Consider the following 17093-nt stretch of genomic DNA (forward strand, 5'->3'; position numbering starts at 1 on the left):
CAATGAAAAATGCTCGGGGAAAAGCAGGCTGGAGGGCTCCAGGTTCCATCACGCGCCATATGGGCGCGGGCTTGCTTAGAGCTCCGCGACACTCACGGGCGCAACACCCGACAGGCCGATGGCTTGAGCGGAAGCACGGGAGAGATCAATCACGCGTCCATGGGCATAAGGACCACGATCATTGATGCGCACGACGACGGACTTGCCGGTTTTCTTGTTGACCACCCGTACCTTGGTGCCGAAGGGCAGGGTGCGATGGGCGGCGGTGAGCTCGTTGGTGTCGAAGGTTTCGCCGCTTGCGGTTTTCCGCCCCTGGAAGCCAGGGCCGTACCAGGAGGCGCGGCCGCTCTGAACGATTTTTCCGGAGGCTTCCTGCGGCTGTGCGTGTGCCATGGAGATTGGGAGAAAGGCGGCAGCCGATAGAATAGTGGTTGCCAGTGCGAGGGTTACCTTTCGTTGATCCACAATGCATTCCCTTGTTGTTGTAGAAGGGCGTGCAAAATGGAGGCTAATGAGGCAAGAATAAGACCTTCAGTCAGACTGATAGATTATCGCTAATATTGCATTTACTGAATATTTGTTCAGTTTAATGACAGGATAATGTAGCGATGGTCTCATTGTAGCCTGAGCGATGCAGCGCAGTCTTCTCGTGATTGGCGGATGTCCAGCACTTCGCTTGGATGATCCATTCAGCAAAAGCATGGTTCGGGTGCGGTCTTTGCACTTCTCATTTCCCGCAAAACGAACTTTTAGTGGCTTCCATAATTGCCTCCAGGCCCGCAGCGCCCGCATGCGGGCCTCTTTTTTGAGTCATTCATGACCCCCGTTACCAGAACAGCTGATGAAGAGGCGTTACCCCAGGCAACTGGGCAAGCTCCTCACGCTCATGCCGCTCCCTCGCAGGTGACGGGCATTCTTCTTCTCATCGCGTCCACGGTCGTCTTTTCCGTCTGCGACATCATTACGAAGCATCTCGCGGCCACGCTGCCGGCGTCTGAAATCGCCTGGATCCGCTACGCTACGTTTTCCTGCCTCGTCGTTCCCGTGGTCCTGCTCGTTGGCGGCAAGGGCCTGCTCCGCGCCAAGCGTCCAGGACTCCAGGTGTTGAGAAGCCTTGGCATGATCGGCTCGACCATCTTCTTCACGATGGGGCTTCGCTATCTGCCCGTGGCAGAATCCACGGCGATCTATTTCATCTCGCCGATTCTCATCATGGCCCTGTCGATTCTTTTCCTGGGTGAATCGGTGGGCTGGCGGCGCTGGGTTGCTGCCCTCGTCGGGCTGACCGGCGTGCTCGTGGTCATTCGCCCCGGCACGGAGGCCTTCCAGGCAACGGCCCTGTTTCCGCTGCTCGGTGCCACAAGCTGGGCCGCGGGCGCGGTGGTGACGCGCAAGATGAGTGGCAGCGATCATCCGCTCACGACGCTCGCCTATTCGGCCGTCGTCGGCTGCCTGATCTTGAGCGTGACAATTCCCTTCACCTGGGTGACGCCATCCTTGAGCGAGATTGGCTTCGCGTTGCTGATGGGCCTGTTCTTCGCCATCGGACAATGGTTCGTAGTGCTGGCCTATCGCCACGGCAATGCGTCGGTGATCGCGCCGTTTTCCTATGTGCAGCTGCTCTGGGCAGGGGCGCTCGGTTATTGGGTCTTCGGCGCGGTACCCGATGGCTGGACCATCGTGGGCGCCTGCATCATCGCGGCGAGCGGCCTCTACACGGCCTATCGGGAGCGTGTGCGCATGCAGCAGAAAAAGGCGGGTGCCTGAAAGGGTCAGGCTCCCGCTGAATGCACGACGCGCAGGCGCGGTCGCGCGGCGCGGCTGTAGAAAGTGAGGGTGATGGAATCCTCGGCCTCTTCGCCTTCCACGAGGCGATAGCCGAACTGGTCAGCGACAGCACGGACCTGTCCGACATTGGCCTTCGAGATGCGGCGGCTGAATTCCGAGATGTCCTGGCTCATGAGCGCCGCCAGCATGCCGACCTCGACGCCCTGGTCGAAATCTGCGCTGCGCGCCGGAAAGCGAAGCCGCAACCCCTCGGCAAGGTGGATGTGATGCATGTGATCCCGTTCACTTCACAACGTGTCGAAGGGGGTTATGGCCCACAAGATCCTACCGCTTGTTTAAAGCCGCCCCGGATCGGGCCACCTGTGGAAAGGGCGGACAAGGTCCCTTCGGATCCGAAAGCCGCTTTGCGCATTTATTCTTCCGCAGGCTTTGCCGTTGGTTGCGGGCTAGGGAGGGTTCCAGCATGAAGCTTCAGATGATGGGGATTGCGCTTGTCGCGACTGGCCTTCTGGCTCAGGGAGCTCTAGCCGCCGACATGGCCCGGGTGACTGTGACCCGGACCGCCCGTATCACGCCTGTCGTGCCTGAGCGGGCCATCGCCCGCCTGGCGGATCAGGATCTCGGCTATTCCGTCCTGCACGCGCCCATCGGCGCCGCGCCGGTGCGGGGCTACCGGGTGCATGTCACCTGCACGATCACGGAAACCTTCCGACAAACCTATTGTCCGACCCAGGCCTATATTGCCATCTGCCCGAGCGCGACGATCATCTGCCGCTAAGATTACGGTTAAATTGCACCGTAAATGCATGCTGTAGAAGGGATTATCGTAAGTTCAGGAAAAGTCGTCTCAGTGAAATAGCATGCCTTTCCCGCTTTGGTGGGCGAAGAAATATTCATTAAATTCGCCGAACGCCTTGTATTTGCCTCATCAGGGCACTAGGTCATTCTTATCGACATTTGGCCGGACAATCGGGCCGTTACGCCTTGGCATGCCAGGCGCACGTTCAGACAGCCTTCCCAAACATCGACGAACCCGAGCAAGGGCGCGCTGTCGCTCGCCTCACGCTCACGTGCACTGACGCATACAAACCAAGGATACTCCCATGATTTCGGGTACCGTTAAGTTCTACAACGACCAGAAGGGCTTCGGCTTCATTCAGCCTGACAACGGCGACAAGGACGTCTTCGTCCACGCCACGGCTCTCGAGCGCGCCGGCATCCGCGGCCTCCGCGAAGGCCAGAAGGTCACCTTCGACACGGCTGAAGACCGCCGCTCCGGCAAGGTTGCCGTGAACAACATCCAGACGGCCTAAAAACCTGTCTCTATCAGGCGGCGCAGCTCCCTGCGCCGCTTGGCAAAGCCGCCCTTCGGGAGCGGCTTTTTTGTTTTCAGCAAAGGATTTTCTCAATGGCCAAGGAAGAACTGATCACATTCGAAGGCGAAGTCGTAGAGATCCTGCCGGACGCCCGTTATCGGGTGAAGCTGGAGAGCGGGCACGAAATCGTCGCCTATACGGCCGGTAAGATGAAGAAGAACCGCATCAAGACGCTCGCGGGCGACCGCGTGACCGTCGAGATGTCCCCTTATGATCTCGACAAGGGCCGGCTCATCTTCCGTCACAAGGACAGCGGCTCGGGTGCTCCCCGCCCGGCAGGCGCACGCCGTCCGCAGTTTCGCCGCCGATAAACGCCGCGGGGGCTGAGAGCCTCAGTCCGCGAAAGGTTCGCAATGCCAGACAAAACTTGGACTTTCGAAGCCGGCGATTTGGTGCCGGAATGGCTGATGCGCCAGACCAACTGCGTTCTGCGCTTCGGTCGTGACGCTATCGTCGTCGAGAGCAACAGCGAGTTTCAGATCTATCCGGCCAGCGCCATGAAGGCCGAGGACACCATGGTTCTGGCGGAGATCATCGATCAGGGCATGGATGCCGAAGTCGAGCATACCCTGCCGATCAAGGCACACACGCTGCCCCGCTCGACATCTCTCAACTGATCACGCCACAGGAAGCTTTCATGAGCCACAAATTTTCGCTGGGCCAACTGGTCCATTCTTCCGGATCTCGCTTCGCCGACCGGACGGACGGCGTTTACGAGATCGTCCGCCTCATGCCGGAAGCGACCAATGGCGAGTTCGGCTACAGGATCCGGCATACCACGATGGGCACACAGCGTGCCGTCGGCGAATCCGAGATCCGGGCCGTTGCCGCGAAGCCGGAACGGCTTTCAGCTCACTAGTCCTAGACGAAGAGCAGGGCTTTCAGGTTTACGTTCCAGGCCTCGGCATAATAAGAACACGACTTGTTCAGTATGGATCGAGCAGCCTTGCCAGACATCATATCGACCGGAATCTATGGAACGCCTCCGACGGAACTGGCAGAGCAGCCTTCCGGCAGCACCCAGTTCTCGCCCCTCATCCCCGGCTCTGGAAAGCTCGAGGATTTGGCGGAAGGCTCCCTGACTGAGATGGTGCTGCTGGCGCCACCCGGCACGGTCGAGCGCCGCTACGCGACCGCCCTGGCCCTGAAGGCGCTCGCACCCGAAGGCGTGCTCACGGCTCTCGCCCCCAAGGACAAGGGCGGCTCGCGATTGGCCAAGGAGCTGAAGAGTTTCGGATGCGCCGTCGACGAGACTTCCAAGCGCCATTACCGGATCTGCATCTGCAGGCAGCCCGTACAGCTTGCAAGTATTGAAGAGGCTTTGAGCGAGGGCGCGCCGCGTTTCGACGAGGCAATCGGATTCTGGACACAGCCCGGTGTGTTCAGTTGGAACCGTCTCGATCCCGGCAGCGCGCTGCTGGAGCAGCACCTGCCTGCGCTCAGCGGCAAGGGAGCGGATTTCGGCTGCGGTATCGGCATCCTGTCGGGCACGATCCTCAAATCTTCTAAGGTCACGCATCTCACCCTTATCGACATCGATCGCCGTGCGACCGAGATGACCGCACGCAACGTCGAGGATGCGCGCGTGGAAATCCGCTGGGCGGATGTGCGCAACCTGCGCCTTGCCGGTCTTGATTTCGTGGTAATGAATCCGCCGTTCCACGATGGTGGCGCGGAAGATCAGAGCCTCGGCCAGAGCTTCATCCGCAAGGCAGCGGAATCCCTGCGTCCGGGCGGCGTGCTCTGGCTCGTCGCCAATCGGCACCTACCTTACGAGGGCGTTCTGAAGCCGCTCTTCAAACGCGTGACGCTTCACGCGGAAGCATCCGGCTACAAGATTTATGAGGCGCAAAAATGAGCAAGGTGCCAACGCTTCGCCTCGACCGATTGCTCGCCAATATGGGCTACGGCTCACGCCGCGAAGTGCAGCAGCTTGTCTATGCCGGCCTCGTCACGCTCGATGGTGAAGTGATCGAAGACGAGGATCAGCGTATCGTCATCACACGTGATCTTTCGGAGCGCATGATCGTGCGCGGCAAGCCGCTCGATCCGCCGCCGGGCCTCGCGCTGATGCTGCACAAACCCTTGGGAGTCACATGCTCGCACAAGGAGGCGGGACCTCTCGTCTATAGCCTTCTGCCCGAACGCTGGCGCCGCCGCGATCCGGCGATCTCCACCATTGGGCGTCTCGACAAGGAAACGTCGGGTCTGCTGCTCATGACCGATGACGGCAACCTGCTGCATCGGATCATCTCGCCTCGCGCCAACATCTCGAAGCGCTACCGCGTGACTCTCGATCGGCCCTTGCGCGGTGACGAGGCGGAGATCTTTGCTGCCGGCACCCTGATGCTCGAAGGCGAGGACAAGCCGCTTCTGCCGGCCGCTATGGAAAAGATCTCGGAGACAAGCGCCACGCTTACATTGACCGAGGGACGCTACCATCAGGTCCGCCGCATGTTCGCGGCCGTAGGCAACCACGTGACAGCCCTTCACCGCGACAGGATGGGCGATCTTGTTCTGCCGGAGGATTTGAAGGCTGGAGAGTACAGGCTCCTCACCGAAGCCGATCTGGCCTTGATTCTGCCGCCTGCGAAAAGCGTTTGAATTTGCTGCTCAGGTTGCTCCTGCAACCTCGATCAGGTACTCAAGATCGGGCCGGGCGCTATCGGAATTCGCAGCCCGGCTGGGTAGAGCCTTGATCCGTTCGCGCATGTCCCGTGTGATCCTGCAAACTTTGTTGGGACTTCTGTTCCTGGCATGGTTGCCCGCATGCGCGAATGCATCTCCCGAGAGTCCGTTCCTCCTCCAGCTTGAGGAAACGCTTTCGCTGTCGGATCTCTCCGATGGAGGAGAACCGGATTGGGGCGAGGAAGGCGACTTCGATGCTCTCATTCCGCCGCGCGACGTCTGCTGCTCGCGGATCGGCGAGATCGGTGGAAGCGTTCGTCCAAGCGCGGCCGATACGCTTAGCCTCGCCACCTTCATGTCGCGCCGGCATGCTACAGGGCCTCCTGCCATCTGAGATCGGCTTGCGCCAGGGACGCTTCATGCGGATCTCCGGGCGATCATCGCGCGCTTGAACAACAGCGTCATTTTTTATTTCAGAAGCAGCTTCGAATCCTTGGGCTCAATCGTTGCAGCTCTTCGTCCATGATCCCCATGGAATTGAGATTCATGCTTCTTCCGAACACCAAGCAAGTTCTCAAAATCATGGAAGCTCTCCTCCCTCAACTTCTCAAAATTCTCGGTATCATCTGGATCAATGTCATTCTGTCCGGCGACAATGCAGTGGTGATCGCCATGGCCTGTCGCGGCCTGCCGGACGACAAGCGTCGCCTCGGCATGATCCTCGGCGCGGGCGTGGCGGTTGTGCTGCGCATCGTGTTCACGATTCTCGTTGCGGCGCTCCTCTCGACGCCATTCCTCAAGATCATCGGCGGCGCTCTCCTGCTTTGGATCGCCGTGAAGCTTCTCTCCGGCGATGACGAGGAAGGGTCGGTGAAGGAAACGGATCGCCTGCTGCACGCCGTGTGGACGGTTGCCGTGGCTGATGCGGTTATGAGCCTCGACAACGTTCTGGCCATTGCGGCCGTGGCGCAGGATTCGACTTTCCTGCTCGTCATGGGCCTTGCGATTTCGATTCCCCTCATCGTGGCGGGCGCAGCGCTCATCATGATGCTCATGGACCGGATGCCCCTTTTGGTCTGGGCTGGCGCGGCGCTCCTCGGTTGGGTCGCCGGTGAGATGCTGATCTCCGATCCCTGGCTTATCGGAAAACTCGGCCAGGAGTTCGGCCATAAGGCGGAAATCCCGAGCGCCGTCATAGGAGCGCTTCTGGTCGTAGCGACGGGCTACATCGTGCGCCGCCGGACTGCCGGTGAAGAGGCCTAAGGGATAAGGCCTTAGAAAGGGCTATGATCGGCCTGTCGCTCCTTGCTGGAGCGGCAAGGCCTCGCTAGTGGGCTTGTGGTCCGAGCAGAAGGCCCGCCGTCAGAGGTTGTCTTGAGAGCCCCGATCAGGTAGGGAAGAGTCAGGCCCAAGGCCCCACGCACCCGTAGCTCAGCTGGATAGAGCGTTGCCCTCCGAAGGCAAAGGTCACACGTTCGAATCGTGTCGGGTGCGCCAATTTCCCAAGACAGCGTTTCCCAAGACAATCGAATCAGGACGCTGCCGGAACGAGTTGTTTCTGTTGGCCCCGCACCGCAATCACGGCGAGCGATGCAACGATGCAGAGCAGACCGGCGATGAAGAAGGCGGGCAGGTAGGTTTCGTAGGCGGTACGGATGGCGCCGGCTCCGAAAGCCGCGAAGGCGGCACCCATCTGATGGCCGGCGAAGACCCAACCGAAAACCAGATTGGCCCGCTCGCCGAAGCGATCGGCGGCGAGCTTCACCGTCGGGGGTACGGTTGCGACCCAGTCGAGGCCGTAGAAGATGGCGAAGAGCGACAATTCGTAGAAATTGAAGTCGGTGAACGGAAGATAGATGAGCGAAAGACCGCGCAGGCCGTAATACCAGAAGAGCAGCTTTCGGCTGTCGAACCGGTCGGAAAGCCAGCCGGAGCCGACGGTACCGACGAAGTCGAAGACGCCGATGAGGGCGAGCACGCCCGCCGCCGCAACCGCCGCGATGCCGAAATCGCCGCACAGCGACACGAAATGTGTCTGAACCAGCCCGTTGGTGCTGGCGCCGCAGATGAAGAACGTCCCGAACAGCACCCAGAATATTCCGGTGCGGCTTGCATCGCGCAGGGCGATCAGCGGCGAGGCGAGCATGGCCTTGAGCGTGGTCGGTTGGGCCGGTGCGGGCGCGCCTGATGCCTCCACTGCGCCGTAGGGAACAAGGCCCACATCGGAAGGCCGGTCGCGCAGCAGCAGAAGCGTGGTCAATGCGGCGATGAACAGCATGACGAGCATGAAGGCGAGTGCGCCGCGCCAGCCCAATCGGTCCGTCAACGCAGCCAACAGTGGCAGGAAGACAAGCTGACCCGTTGCCGTGCTCGCGGTCAGCAAGCCGATCACGAAGCCGCGCCGCTGCGAAAACCAACGGGTTGCGACCGTTGCACCGAGCACCATCGCCGTCAGCCCCGTTCCGAAACCGACGACGACACCCCAGAGCAGCATCAGCTGCCAAATTTCCCTCATGAAGAACGAGCCGAAAATGCCGGCTGCGATCAACCCAAGGGCGACAGTCGCGACGGGGCGTAGTCCGAAGCGATTCATGAAGGCTGCCGCGAAGGGGCCCATCAGCCCGAAAAGCACGAGGCGGATGGCGAAGGCCGAGGAAATGTCCGATGTCGCCCAGCCGAATTCCGTCTGCAATGGGCCCATCAGCACACCGGGAGTGCCGACGGCTCCTGCAGTCACAAGCATGGTCAGGAAGGTCGCGGCAGCGACTACCCAACCGTAATGCACGCCGCGACGGGCGAAGAAAGCGGGAATGGCGGCCCCGCTGAAAGCGGCGATAGGTTGCATGCTCTTATCCTTGTTAAGGGTATATGCCCGTTTCGTGCCAAAAAATGCAGAAACTAGAGGAGTGAGAGAAGCTCGCCGATTGTGTCGAGGCGATCCTGGCCAAGACGCTTGGCCATGTCGTCCTGACACGCCTCCCATAGCGGTAAGGCTCTTGCCAGCAAGACTTCCCCGGCCGTCGTCAGCTTGACCACGGCTTCACGCTGATCTTCACCTTTTCCCATCTCTACGAGCCCCATCTTTTCGATCACGCGCACGTTGCGGCCCATGGTCGAGCGGTCCAGCTCGAGCCGTCGGGCGAGATCGGTCAGGCTGATGGGCTGACTCCGCGCGATGTTACGAAGCATGGCGAATTGCGCGACGTTGATCCCTTCTGATGCAAGGGCAGCGTCGTAAAGTGCGGAGATCTTCCGCGTAACCATGCGAAGGCGGGTGCAGTGGCAAGGTGAACTCATGAAGCGTGTATATGCCCGCATATCACCGGAATCAAGTGGCACCTCATTTGGATATGATGCAGGCCTCACAGTCGAAGAGCGCACGCCTGAATCTGCCGGGATCTCCCTTCAAGCGGACATTTCCCTGCTACCAACATTCTTCCAAGATGAGTTCCAGAGGTAACGCTAGAAAATTCAGCGCGTATGAAGTAGCCCGCAGGAGCCTTTATGGGGGAGCAACAACTGGACGGAAAAGGGCTTATATTCTTCGTGCCAGGAGCATGAAGATGCGTGTTGTTACTGTTGCCTTATTGAGCTTGAGCAGCCTGATCGCCACAGGGGCCTTCGCCCAGGATTGGAGTGGCCTCATGGCCAGCGATCACGAGGCCCGCTGGAATGCCTGCTATAAGGAAACCAGGTTGCTTCATCGGACCCGTAACATGTCCGAAGACTATTACCGGATCCTCATCAAGGACGCCCGGCGTGTTCATATGCAGGAATGTATGGCGAGAAGCGTGCCGCCTCGTCCGACGGCCATTCCCAACATTGCCGAGAAGAAGCGCCCGGCTCAGATTGCGGGCTGGTCGGCCAACCCCTGAGCGCAATTATGCAAGTAACCTTTGAATAAATGCCACGTCAGGTTGTCAAAACATAGGTTACTGTATTACCCATTAAGGCCGGGCTTTGTGATGCCTGTCTGCGTGGGCGTTGCAGTCTCGGCCAAACGGTCTAGAAAAAATGGCCGACTAGGTTTGTCCCGCCTTCTGCTGCCATATAGCGGGACATGACAAGGGGGACTTATGAATCCGCTGGAGCAGCGTCGCGCGTCTCCGCGCTCGCGCACTCTTCTTGAGGGGCATATCGTCTACAACAATCGTCTGTCGCGGATGGAATGCACCGTGCGGGATCTCTCCGATGCCGGCGCGCGGATCGTCTTCGCCCAGCCGGTCAAAGTTCCCGCCGAGTTCGAGCTGCAGATCCCCAAGAAGAAGATCGTCCGCCGCGCCCAGGTCATGTGGTATGACGGCCAGCATCATGGCGTCATGTTCCTCGACGAGTCGAACACCGCGATCAATGCTCCTGCCGAGACCGGCAAGCCTGTGACCTTCGACAAGGAGGACTCGAGCGTGCCGGAGATTCTGGATGAAACCCGTCATCGCATCGCGCGGCTTCTCGGAATCTCAGCTGACGTTATTCAGCTGAAGATCGAAATCGAGAAGTAAGGACGGCTTCGGATCTGATCCCATGAGAGATCAGATCCTATCTTCTCGGGTGGCCGAAGCCACGTTGCCGTAAATGCTCTAGGCGGTCTTCAGCATCCATTCGTGGTCCGGATCGTTGTGGAATTTCCAGACCCGCTTCGGGCCCGCCATCACATTCAGGTAATACAGCTCATATCCATGCGGCGCGCCGACGGGATGATAGCCCTTCGGCACCAGCACTACGTCGCCGTTGCTGGCGGCGAGCGTCTCGTCGAGCGAGCGGTCATCCGTGTAGACCCGCTGCAGCGCGAAGCCTGTTGGCGGATTGAGACGGTGGTAATAGGTTTCTTCCAGCAGCGACTCGTTCGGCAGCATGTCCCGATCGTGCTTATGGGGCGGATAGCTCGACCAATGGCCGGACGGCGTGATCACTTCCACCACCAACAGGCTCTCGGCAGGTTCCGTTTCGGGCAGGATGTTGCGCACATGGCGCGTGTTGGTGCCCTTGCCTCGCGTTTCCTGGCCGACCTGGTCGGGACGGATCACACGTGCCGGAAGCTTGCCTTCCGCAGGTGCGGTGCAGACAGCGATCTCGCAATCTGTCTCCGCTCTCAAGAACCATTCGGATTGGGCAGGCGCGTAAAGCGACCACGGATCCGGCTCGAAGGGCGAGTTACGCCCACCGATCGTACCGAAATCCTCACCGGCCGCGCCCACATGTGCGCGACCTGAAAGCATCACGATGCAAGCTTCCTGACTCCCCGTCTGCTGCTTCAAGCTCTGACCGCTTTTCAGCTGGTAGACCTCGAAACCCACATAGGTCCATCCGGCGGATTCCGGCGTGATGGCGTGGATACGCCCGGTTGAATCGGGCTTCGACGGTTTGACGAGAAGCTTGGACATTAGATCGATCCTTTAGCGCAGGCCGGCTTCCTTCAGGAAGCGGGTGAGATTGGCATAGCCCATCTTGGCATAGGTGAGCGGATGAGCCTTCTTCGGATCCTGCTCCGCCTCGATCACCACCCAGCCGCTATAGCCCGGCAGTTCCTTGAACACGGAAACGAAATCCACCATGCCGTCGCCCGGCACCGTGTAAACGCCTTCGATGACCGAATCGAGGAAGCTCCAGCCTTCCGCCTTCGACTTTTCCATCACGCTCTTGCGCACGTCCTTCGTGTGCACATGGCTGATGCGGCTGCGGTAGCGGCGAGCAAGCGCTGCAGGGTCCGCCCCACCCCAGGTGGCATGGCCGGTGTCGAGCAGCAGGTGAACTGCTTCGCCAGTGGAGCGCATGAAGGCGTCGATATCGGCCTCCGATTCCACGATGGTGCCCATATGGTGGTGGTACACCACGCGCACGCCTTCCTGCAGCGTGCGCTCGGCCACTTCAGTGATGCGACGGCCAAACTCGGCCCAGTCGCCATCCTGCATCACAGGGCGCTGCGATAGAGGCTTCGAGCGGTCGCCGTGGATGGCGTTCGAGGTCTCGGCAAACACGAGTACGTTCGAGCCCATGGCTTTCAGGAGATCGAGATGCGGGCGCAGGGCCTTCATCTCCGCATCGGCATCGCGCTTGAGAAGCTCTGCAGAGTACCAGCCCGACACGCAGGCCATGTTGAAGGGCGCGAGCGCCTTCTTCAGGGCTTCCGGCTCGCGCGGGAACTTGTTTCCGAGCTCCATGCCCTCGAAGCCGGCTTCCTTGGCCTCAGCCAGGCACACCTCCAGCGGCGTCTCGCCGCCGAGTTCCGGCATGTCGTCGTTGGACCAGCCGATGGGGTTCGCCCCGATACGGATCGTCATGGCTCTTATTCCTTCTGTTTCAATCAATCGCCCACGCGCTGCGCGCCGAGAGCCGTTTCGTAATTCTTGCGGGCGGTGTTCACCTGTTCGCGCACGGAAACTTCCGGCACCGCCACATCCCACCAATGGCCGCCTTCATCGGTGGAGATGAGGGGATCAGTATCGATGACGATGACGGTGCTGCAATCCGCACTGCGTGCCTTCTTAAGCGCATCTTCCAGCTCCGCAATGCTCTTCACCTTCAGCGATTGCGCGCCAAGACTCGCCGCATGGGCGGCGAAGTCGATGTCGGGCAGCGTCACGTGGTTCGTATGCTGCAGCAGGTTGTTGAAGCTCTCGCCGCCGGTGGCGCGCTGCAGGCGGTTGATGCAGCCGTAACCGCGGTTGTCGAGAAGAACGACGGTGAGTTTCTGACCGAGCATCACAGAGGTGGCGAGTTCCGAGTTCATCATGAGATAGGAACCGTCGCCCACCATCACGATCACCTCGCGCTTCGGATCTGCCATCTTCACGCCGAGTCCGCCCGCAATCTCGTAGCCCATACAGGAATAACCGTATTCCATGTGGTATCCCAGCGCAGAGCTCGCCTTCCAATGCTTGTGCAACTCGCCCGGCAGACCGCCCGCCGCGCAGACCACTACGTCGGTTGGAGAGGAGGTGCGCTGCACCGCGCCGATGACCTGCGCATCGGAGGGAAGTTCCACATTGGTCGGATCAGTAAAGCGAGCAGATGAGTCGAACCAGCGCGATTTCTCCTCGCGACCCTTCGAGACCCACGCATCGGACGCCTTCCAGCTGCCGAGCGCACGGCTCAGCTCTTCGAGACCCACACGTGCATCGGAGACGAGCGGCAGCGCGCTGTGCTTGGTGGCATCGAAGGGCTGCACGTTGAGGCCGACGATCTTGCGGCTCGGGTTCTTGAACAGCGCCCAGGAGCCGGTGGTGAAATCCTGAAGGCGCGTGCCGACCGCGATCACCACGTCTGCATCTTCTGCCAGCGCATTCGCGGCACCCGTGCCGGTCACGCCGACAGCGCCGAGGTTGGCTTGGTGGTCATGAGGCAGGCTCGACTTGCCGGCCTGCGTTTCGCCGACGAAGAGGCCGTGCTTCTGCGCGAAGTCGGCCAGCACTTTCTCCGCTCCGGAAAAGAGCACGCCGCCGCCCGCCACGATGAAAGGCTTCTTGGCATTGCGGATAAGGTTGGCGGCTTCCGCGAGTTCGGTCTCGTCGGGACGAATACGGCGCGGTGTCCACACCTTCTCCGCGAAGAAGCTCTCGGGATAATCGTAAGCCTCGGCCTGCGTGTCTTGGCAGAGCGCCAGCGTCACCGGTCCGCAATCGGCGGGGTCGGTGAGCACGGCCATGGCGCGCTGGAGCGCGGGAATGATCTGCTCAGGGCGCGTGATGCGGTCGAAATAGCGGGAGACGGGCTTGAAGCAATCGTTTGCCGACACCGTACCATCGGAAAAATTCTCGATCTGCTGCAACACCGGATCGGGCCTGCGATTGGCGAAGACGTCGCCGGGCAGAAGCAGCACGGGAATACGGTTCACATGCGCCACGGCTGCCGCCGTCACCATGTTCGTCGCACCGGGGCCGATGGAGGTGGTGCAGGCCATCATGCGGCGACGGCGCGAAGCTTTCGCAAACGCAACGGCGGCATGGGCCATGCCCTGCTCGTTATGGGCGCGGAAGGTGGGAAGCTGGTCGCGCACGCCGTGCAGCGCCTCGCCCATACCCGCCACGTTGCCGTGGCCGAAGATGGCCCAGACTCCGCCGAAAAGCGGCAGGATTTGTCCATCGATCTCCGTCTTCTGCGCGGTGAGGAACCGGGCGACGGCTTGCGCCATGGTGAGGCGGATCGTGCTCATGAGCGTTTCTCTCAAAATGCGCCGAATGATGTCGGCAGCGTTCTCAGGTTTTGTTTGTCATGAAAAGAGGACGAAACCGGTGATCGGCTCCGCCCTTCGTCTTAGGCAGCCTTGGCTTGGCCGGACACGCGCTGCCAGCAATCGACGAGGCGCTGGAAGCGGCCGGCCATATCGGCAATTGCAGCTTCGTCCGACATCTCGCCCTTCAGCCAGCGTCGCGCGGCATCGTTGAAGATCGTACGCCCGACCGCGAAACCCTTTACCTGCGGCTCGCTGGCGGCGGCGGCAAAGGCCATCTCCAACTCATCTTCCGGTGCTTCGAGGCCGAGCAGCACGATACCACGGCAATAGGGGTCGTTTTTGGTGATGACCTTGCCGATAGCGTTCCAAGCAGCCTTGTCCTGCTGCGGCTCAAGCTTCCACCAATCGGGCTTGATGCCGAGATCGTAGAGATGCTGCACGATGCCGGCGACCGTATCTGTCTTCAGCGGCCCATGCTTGCCGGCGATGATCTCGACCAGCAATTCGCGGCCGATGCGGCGCGCGGCGTCGTGGATGCGAAGCAGTTCACGCTCCTGGCGCTGCTTCAATTCCGGCGGATCGTCGGGATGGTAGAAGCACAGGCACTTGATGGTGTGGCCGACCGGCCATTCCACGAGCTTCGCGCCGATGCTGCCGCCGCCTTCGAAATCGAGCGGGCGGGAACCCGGCAATTCGACAGGACGCCCGATCCAGAACGGATGATCGGCGGCGCGGAACAGGGCTTCGCGACCATAAGTGCCGTCGATCAGCATGCCGAAACCTTCGCGCCCATTCGCCACCTTCGCAGCGGCTTGAACGGCGAGCACCTTGAAATCGGGAATGCGGTCGATAGAGGCGTCAACCTCTTTCGCCATCACCTCCAGCTGCATGCGGTGATCGATGGCGAGCGCCATAAGCGTATCGGAAGCAGGGCGGCGGGTCGTCGACCAATGGATGTGGTTGATCTTTTCATCGAAGCGCAGTGCCTTGTGACGGCTGCCCTCCTTCAGAAAGTGCTGTAGTTCGGGGAAGGTCGGAATCTCCGGCGAGCAGAGCAGGCGAGAGACGGCAAAAGCACCGCTCGCATTGGCATAGGCGCAGCAGGTCTCGAGCTTCTCGTCCTTCAGCCATCCACGCAGGAAGCCGGAGAGAAACGCATCGCCCGCGCCGAGCACATTGTAGACTTCAACCGGGAAGCCGGGGCCTTTCACGCCGTCATCAAGCGAGGCAGGAATATCGCCGGGGAACACCACGCAACCCATGGGGCCGCGCTTGCAAACGATGGTGGCTTTCGAGATCGAGCGGATGGTGCGGATCGCCTGCAGCGTATCCTCCGAGCCACCTGCGATATGCAGTTCTTCCTCCGTGCCGACGATGAGATCGCAATCGGTGAGAATGGGCTTCAAATGCTCGGTGACCGCATCCGAGCGCACATAGCGGGACTCGCCCGCGCCATGTCCGAGAAGACCCCAGAGATTGGGGCGGTAATCCACGTCGAGCACGACCTTGCGTCCGTTCGCCTTGGCGATGCGGATCGCCTTCTTCTGTGCGGCGGCGGTGGTTTCGCGAGAGAAATGCGTACCGGTCACGACGATGGCAGCAGAGGACGCCACGAAGCTCTCGTCGATATCGTCCTCGGTCAGCGCCATGTCGGCGCAATCGGCGCGGTAGAAGATCAGTGGAAATGAATCCTCATCCCTCACACCGAGGATCACGAGCGCGGTGAGACGCTGCTTGTCGGTGACGATGCCCTCCGTGGAGACACCCTCGCGCTCCATTTGCTCGCGAATGAAACGGCCCATGGCCTCGTCGCCGACGCGGGTGATGAGGCCCGACTTCAGGCCAAGGCGCGCCGTACCGATGGCGATATTGGCCGGGCAGCCACCGACGGCCTTCGAGAAGGAGGCCATGTCCTCTAGCCGTCCGCCTACCTGCTGGCCGTACAAATCGACCGAGGCGCGTCCAATGGTGATCACATCCAGGGCTGGCTTCATGCTATTCCTCCCGCGCCGGTCCTCGGACCGTGCCAGGGCTCTGTTCTGGCCCTTGCAGTTATAGAACGTTTATTCTATTAGCATCATATCCTGGAATATCAATTCCAAACTTGCCGATAGCCGGCAAACAACATCGGGGGAAACATGATCAGGATCGCCGTTCTGGGCGCCGGCCGCATCGGTCGCATTCATGGGCGCAATGCCGCCAATCATCCCGACGCCCGCCTCGTGGCGGTCGCCGATCCGCATGCTCCCTCTGCGCAGGAGCTGGCGGCGGCCACGGGAGCCGAGGTTGCCTCGCTGGAGGAGATCGTCGAGCGCTCGGACGTGGATGCCATTCTCATCTGCACGCCGACCACGACGCATGCCGATCTCATCGAGCGCGGCGCGAAGGCGGGCAAGGCTGTGTTCTGCGAGAAGCCGGTGGATCTGTCGAGCGAGCGCATCGTGAGCTGCCTTGCGACCGTGGAGAAGGCGGGCACGCCGCTGATGATCGGCTTTAACCGCCGCTTCGATCCGAACTTTGCTTCTCTTCGCAAGCGTCTTGCCGATGGTGAGGTGGGCGACGTGGAACTGGTGACGATTCTCTCCCGCGATCCCGGCCCGCCGCCGGTGAGCTACATCAAGACCTCGGGCGGTTTGTTCCGCGACATGATGATTCACGATCTCGACATGGCGCGCTTCCTGTTGCTCGGCGACGAGCCGGTGGAAGTGCATGCGGTTGGCTCCTCGCTGGTCGACAAGGCTATCGGCGAGGCGGGTGATGTGGACACGGCCGCCGTGCTGCTGAAGACGGCGAAGGGCAAGATCGTGCAGATCTCGTGCTCGCGCCGCGCGACTTACGGCTACGATCAGCGTATCGAAGTGCATGGCTCGAAGGGCATGATCCGTGCGGGCAACATCCACCGCACCACGGTCGAAGTAGCGAATGCATCGGGCGTCACCGCCGATCCAGTGCAGGACTTCTTCCTGGAGCGTTATGCGGATGCCTATCGCGACGAGCTCACCACGTTCCTCAATGCGATCCGTGACGGCAAGCCATGCAACCCGACGGGCCGCGACGGTCTGATGGCGCAGCGCCTCGCGGATGCTGCGACGGAATCGGCGCAGACCGGAAAGCCGGTAAGAGTCTAAAGA

General features: G+C 60.8%; 21 protein-coding genes and 1 tRNA gene. 14 read left to right on the plus strand and 8 right to left on the minus strand.

Going from position 1 to position 17093, the window contains the following annotated elements; translation table 11 throughout:
* Window positions 1-75: 75 nt before the first annotated feature.
* Window positions 76-393, minus strand: a complete 318-nt coding sequence (locus MJ639_RS06345) for a septal ring lytic transglycosylase RlpA family protein (RefSeq protein ID WP_243369464.1) — start codon at window positions 391-393, stop codon at window positions 76-78.
* Between the two features lie 423 nt (window positions 394-816).
* Here MJ639_RS06345 and MJ639_RS06350 point away from each other — a divergent pair, with 423 nt between their 5' ends.
* Complete coding sequence (locus tag MJ639_RS06350) at window positions 817-1767, plus strand: DMT family transporter (protein WP_243369465.1); 951 nt, start codon at window positions 817-819, stop codon at window positions 1765-1767.
* A 5-nt stretch (window positions 1768-1772) separates the two neighbouring features.
* On the opposite strand, the gene MJ639_RS06355 is transcribed toward MJ639_RS06350, so the two are convergent.
* Window positions 1773-2060, minus strand: coding sequence for a hypothetical protein (locus MJ639_RS06355; RefSeq protein WP_243369466.1), 288 nt, complete (start codon window positions 2058-2060; stop codon window positions 1773-1775).
* A 191-nt stretch (window positions 2061-2251) separates the two neighbouring features.
* On the opposite strand from MJ639_RS06355, the gene MJ639_RS06360 reads away from it, so the two are divergent.
* The 10 genes from MJ639_RS06360 (at window position 2252) to MJ639_RS06405 (ending at window position 7289) form a co-directional block, all read left to right on the plus strand.
* Window positions 2252-2566: a hypothetical protein gene (locus MJ639_RS06360; protein ID WP_243369467.1), complete on the plus strand. Its 315-nt coding sequence runs from the start codon at window positions 2252-2254 to the stop codon at window positions 2564-2566.
* 325 nt (window positions 2567-2891) lie between these two features.
* On the plus strand, window positions 2892-3101 hold the full coding sequence (locus tag MJ639_RS06365) for a cold-shock protein (protein ID WP_224315204.1): 210 nt from the start codon (window positions 2892-2894) through the stop codon (window positions 3099-3101).
* A gap of 95 nt (window positions 3102-3196) precedes the next feature.
* Window positions 3197-3475, plus strand: coding sequence for a translation initiation factor IF-1 (infA, locus tag MJ639_RS06370; protein WP_091134704.1), 279 nt, complete (start codon window positions 3197-3199; stop codon window positions 3473-3475).
* Window positions 3476-3517: 42 nt separating this feature from the next.
* Window positions 3518-3781: a hypothetical protein gene (locus MJ639_RS06375; protein ID WP_243369468.1), complete on the plus strand. Its 264-nt coding sequence runs from the start codon at window positions 3518-3520 to the stop codon at window positions 3779-3781.
* A 20-nt stretch (window positions 3782-3801) separates the two neighbouring features.
* Window positions 3802-4023 (plus strand): hypothetical protein, encoded by a 222-nt coding sequence (locus tag MJ639_RS06380; protein ID WP_243369469.1) that lies wholly within the window; start codon window positions 3802-3804, stop codon window positions 4021-4023.
* A gap of 72 nt (window positions 4024-4095) precedes the next feature.
* Window positions 4096-5022 carry a class I SAM-dependent methyltransferase gene (locus MJ639_RS06385; RefSeq protein ID WP_243369744.1) on the plus strand — a complete coding sequence of 309 codons (927 nt, stop codon included), beginning with the start codon at window positions 4096-4098 and terminating at the stop codon, window positions 5020-5022.
* Window positions 5019-5768, plus strand: coding sequence for a pseudouridine synthase (locus MJ639_RS06390; protein WP_243369470.1), 750 nt, complete (start codon window positions 5019-5021; stop codon window positions 5766-5768). Before MJ639_RS06385 ends, MJ639_RS06390 begins: the two co-directional genes overlap by 4 nt.
* Before the next feature lie 106 nt (window positions 5769-5874).
* Window positions 5875-6186, plus strand: a complete 312-nt coding sequence (locus MJ639_RS06395) for a hypothetical protein (protein ID WP_243369471.1) — start codon at window positions 5875-5877, stop codon at window positions 6184-6186.
* Between the two features lie 152 nt (window positions 6187-6338).
* The gene (locus tag MJ639_RS06400) at window positions 6339-7055 is read left to right on the plus strand and encodes a TerC family protein (protein ID WP_423790759.1); all 717 of its coding nucleotides are present in this window, start codon (window positions 6339-6341) and stop codon (window positions 7053-7055) included.
* Between the two features lie 157 nt (window positions 7056-7212).
* Window positions 7213-7289: transfer RNA gene (locus MJ639_RS06405), tRNA-Arg, on the plus strand.
* Between the two features lie 34 nt (window positions 7290-7323).
* On the opposite strand, the gene MJ639_RS06410 is transcribed toward MJ639_RS06405, so the two are convergent.
* Both MJ639_RS06410 and MJ639_RS06415 read right to left on the minus strand, forming a co-directional pair.
* The gene (locus tag MJ639_RS06410) at window positions 7324-8637 is read right to left on the minus strand and encodes an MFS transporter (RefSeq protein WP_243369472.1); all 1314 of its coding nucleotides are present in this window, start codon (window positions 8635-8637) and stop codon (window positions 7324-7326) included.
* 53 nt (window positions 8638-8690) lie between these two features.
* Window positions 8691-9056 carry a MarR family winged helix-turn-helix transcriptional regulator gene (locus tag MJ639_RS06415; RefSeq protein WP_341482626.1) on the minus strand — a complete coding sequence of 122 codons (366 nt, stop codon included), beginning with the start codon at window positions 9054-9056 and terminating at the stop codon, window positions 8691-8693.
* Between the two features lie 299 nt (window positions 9057-9355).
* On the opposite strand from MJ639_RS06415, the gene MJ639_RS06420 reads away from it, so the two are divergent.
* Together MJ639_RS06420 and MJ639_RS06425 are read left to right on the plus strand one after the other, a co-directional pair.
* Window positions 9356-9667: a hypothetical protein gene (locus MJ639_RS06420; RefSeq protein ID WP_243369474.1), complete on the plus strand. Its 312-nt coding sequence runs from the start codon at window positions 9356-9358 to the stop codon at window positions 9665-9667.
* A gap of 201 nt (window positions 9668-9868) precedes the next feature.
* Entirely contained in the window at window positions 9869-10291 is a 423-nt protein-coding gene (locus MJ639_RS06425) for a PilZ domain-containing protein (RefSeq protein ID WP_243369475.1), read from the plus strand.
* A gap of 78 nt (window positions 10292-10369) precedes the next feature.
* On the opposite strand, the gene iolB is transcribed toward MJ639_RS06425, so the two are convergent.
* The 4 genes from iolB to MJ639_RS06445 form a co-directional block, all read right to left on the minus strand.
* Window positions 10370-11173, minus strand: a complete 804-nt coding sequence (iolB, locus tag MJ639_RS06430) for a 5-deoxy-glucuronate isomerase (RefSeq protein ID WP_243369476.1) — start codon at window positions 11171-11173, stop codon at window positions 10370-10372.
* Window positions 11174-11185: 12 nt separating this feature from the next.
* Entirely contained in the window at window positions 11186-12070 is an 885-nt protein-coding gene (gene iolE, locus MJ639_RS06435) for a myo-inosose-2 dehydratase (RefSeq protein WP_243369477.1), read from the minus strand.
* Window positions 12071-12093: 23 nt separating this feature from the next.
* Window positions 12094-13941, minus strand: a complete 1848-nt coding sequence (gene iolD / locus MJ639_RS06440; RefSeq protein ID WP_243369478.1) for a 3D-(3,5/4)-trihydroxycyclohexane-1,2-dione acylhydrolase (decyclizing) — start codon at window positions 13939-13941, stop codon at window positions 12094-12096.
* A gap of 101 nt (window positions 13942-14042) precedes the next feature.
* Complete coding sequence (locus MJ639_RS06445) at window positions 14043-15956, minus strand: bifunctional 5-dehydro-2-deoxygluconokinase/5-dehydro-2-deoxyphosphogluconate aldolase (RefSeq protein ID WP_243369479.1); 1914 nt, start codon at window positions 15954-15956, stop codon at window positions 14043-14045.
* A gap of 144 nt (window positions 15957-16100) precedes the next feature.
* On the opposite strand from MJ639_RS06445, the gene iolG reads away from it, so the two are divergent.
* Window positions 16101-17090: an inositol 2-dehydrogenase gene (gene iolG, locus MJ639_RS06450; RefSeq protein WP_243369480.1), complete on the plus strand. Its 990-nt coding sequence runs from the start codon at window positions 16101-16103 to the stop codon at window positions 17088-17090.
* Window positions 17091-17093: the final 3 nt, after the last annotated feature.

The organism is Microvirga solisilvae (genome assembly GCF_022808595.1).
GTDB lineage: Bacteria > Pseudomonadota > Alphaproteobacteria > Rhizobiales > Beijerinckiaceae > Microvirga > Microvirga solisilvae.

Bases quoted from the DNA above. Each gene is read 5' to 3' on its own strand.
- MJ639_RS06445 (WP_243369479.1), bottom strand. From the start codon at position 15,956: ATGAAGCCAGCCCTGGATGTGATCACCATTGGACGCGCCTCGGTCGAT.
- MJ639_RS06425 (WP_243369475.1), top strand. From the start codon at position 9,869: ATGAATCCGCTGGAGCAGCGTCGCGCGTCTCCGCGCTCGCGCACTCTT.
- iolD (WP_243369478.1), bottom strand. From the start codon at position 13,941: ATGAGCACGATCCGCCTCACCATGGCGCAAGCCGTCGCCCGGTTCCTC.
- iolG (WP_243369480.1), top strand. From the start codon at position 16,101: ATGATCAGGATCGCCGTTCTGGGCGCCGGCCGCATCGGTCGCATTCAT.
- MJ639_RS06365 (WP_224315204.1), top strand. From the start codon at position 2,892: ATGATTTCGGGTACCGTTAAGTTCTACAACGACCAGAAGGGCTTCGGC.
- MJ639_RS06415 (WP_341482626.1), bottom strand. From the start codon at position 9,056: ATGGTTACGCGGAAGATCTCCGCACTTTACGACGCTGCCCTTGCATCA.
- iolB (WP_243369476.1), bottom strand. From the start codon at position 11,173: ATGTCCAAGCTTCTCGTCAAACCGTCGAAGCCCGATTCAACCGGGCGT.
- MJ639_RS06380 (WP_243369469.1), top strand. From the start codon at position 3,802: ATGAGCCACAAATTTTCGCTGGGCCAACTGGTCCATTCTTCCGGATCT.
- MJ639_RS06390 (WP_243369470.1), top strand. From the start codon at position 5,019: ATGAGCAAGGTGCCAACGCTTCGCCTCGACCGATTGCTCGCCAATATG.
- iolE (WP_243369477.1), bottom strand. From the start codon at position 12,070: ATGACGATCCGTATCGGGGCGAACCCCATCGGCTGGTCCAACGACGAC.
- infA (WP_091134704.1), top strand. From the start codon at position 3,197: ATGGCCAAGGAAGAACTGATCACATTCGAAGGCGAAGTCGTAGAGATC.
- MJ639_RS06395 (WP_243369471.1), top strand. From the start codon at position 5,875: ATGTCCCGTGTGATCCTGCAAACTTTGTTGGGACTTCTGTTCCTGGCA.
- MJ639_RS06400 (WP_423790759.1), top strand. From the start codon at position 6,339: ATGCTTCTTCCGAACACCAAGCAAGTTCTCAAAATCATGGAAGCTCTC.
- MJ639_RS06375 (WP_243369468.1), top strand. From the start codon at position 3,518: ATGCCAGACAAAACTTGGACTTTCGAAGCCGGCGATTTGGTGCCGGAA.
- MJ639_RS06360 (WP_243369467.1), top strand. From the start codon at position 2,252: ATGAAGCTTCAGATGATGGGGATTGCGCTTGTCGCGACTGGCCTTCTG.
- MJ639_RS06345 (WP_243369464.1), bottom strand. From the start codon at position 393: ATGGCACACGCACAGCCGCAGGAAGCCTCCGGAAAAATCGTTCAGAGC.
- MJ639_RS06410 (WP_243369472.1), bottom strand. From the start codon at position 8,637: ATGCAACCTATCGCCGCTTTCAGCGGGGCCGCCATTCCCGCTTTCTTC.
- MJ639_RS06385 (WP_243369744.1), top strand. From the start codon at position 4,096: ATGGATCGAGCAGCCTTGCCAGACATCATATCGACCGGAATCTATGGA.
- MJ639_RS06355 (WP_243369466.1), bottom strand. From the start codon at position 2,060: ATGCATCACATCCACCTTGCCGAGGGGTTGCGGCTTCGCTTTCCGGCG.
- MJ639_RS06350 (WP_243369465.1), top strand. From the start codon at position 817: ATGACCCCCGTTACCAGAACAGCTGATGAAGAGGCGTTACCCCAGGCA.
- MJ639_RS06420 (WP_243369474.1), top strand. From the start codon at position 9,356: ATGCGTGTTGTTACTGTTGCCTTATTGAGCTTGAGCAGCCTGATCGCC.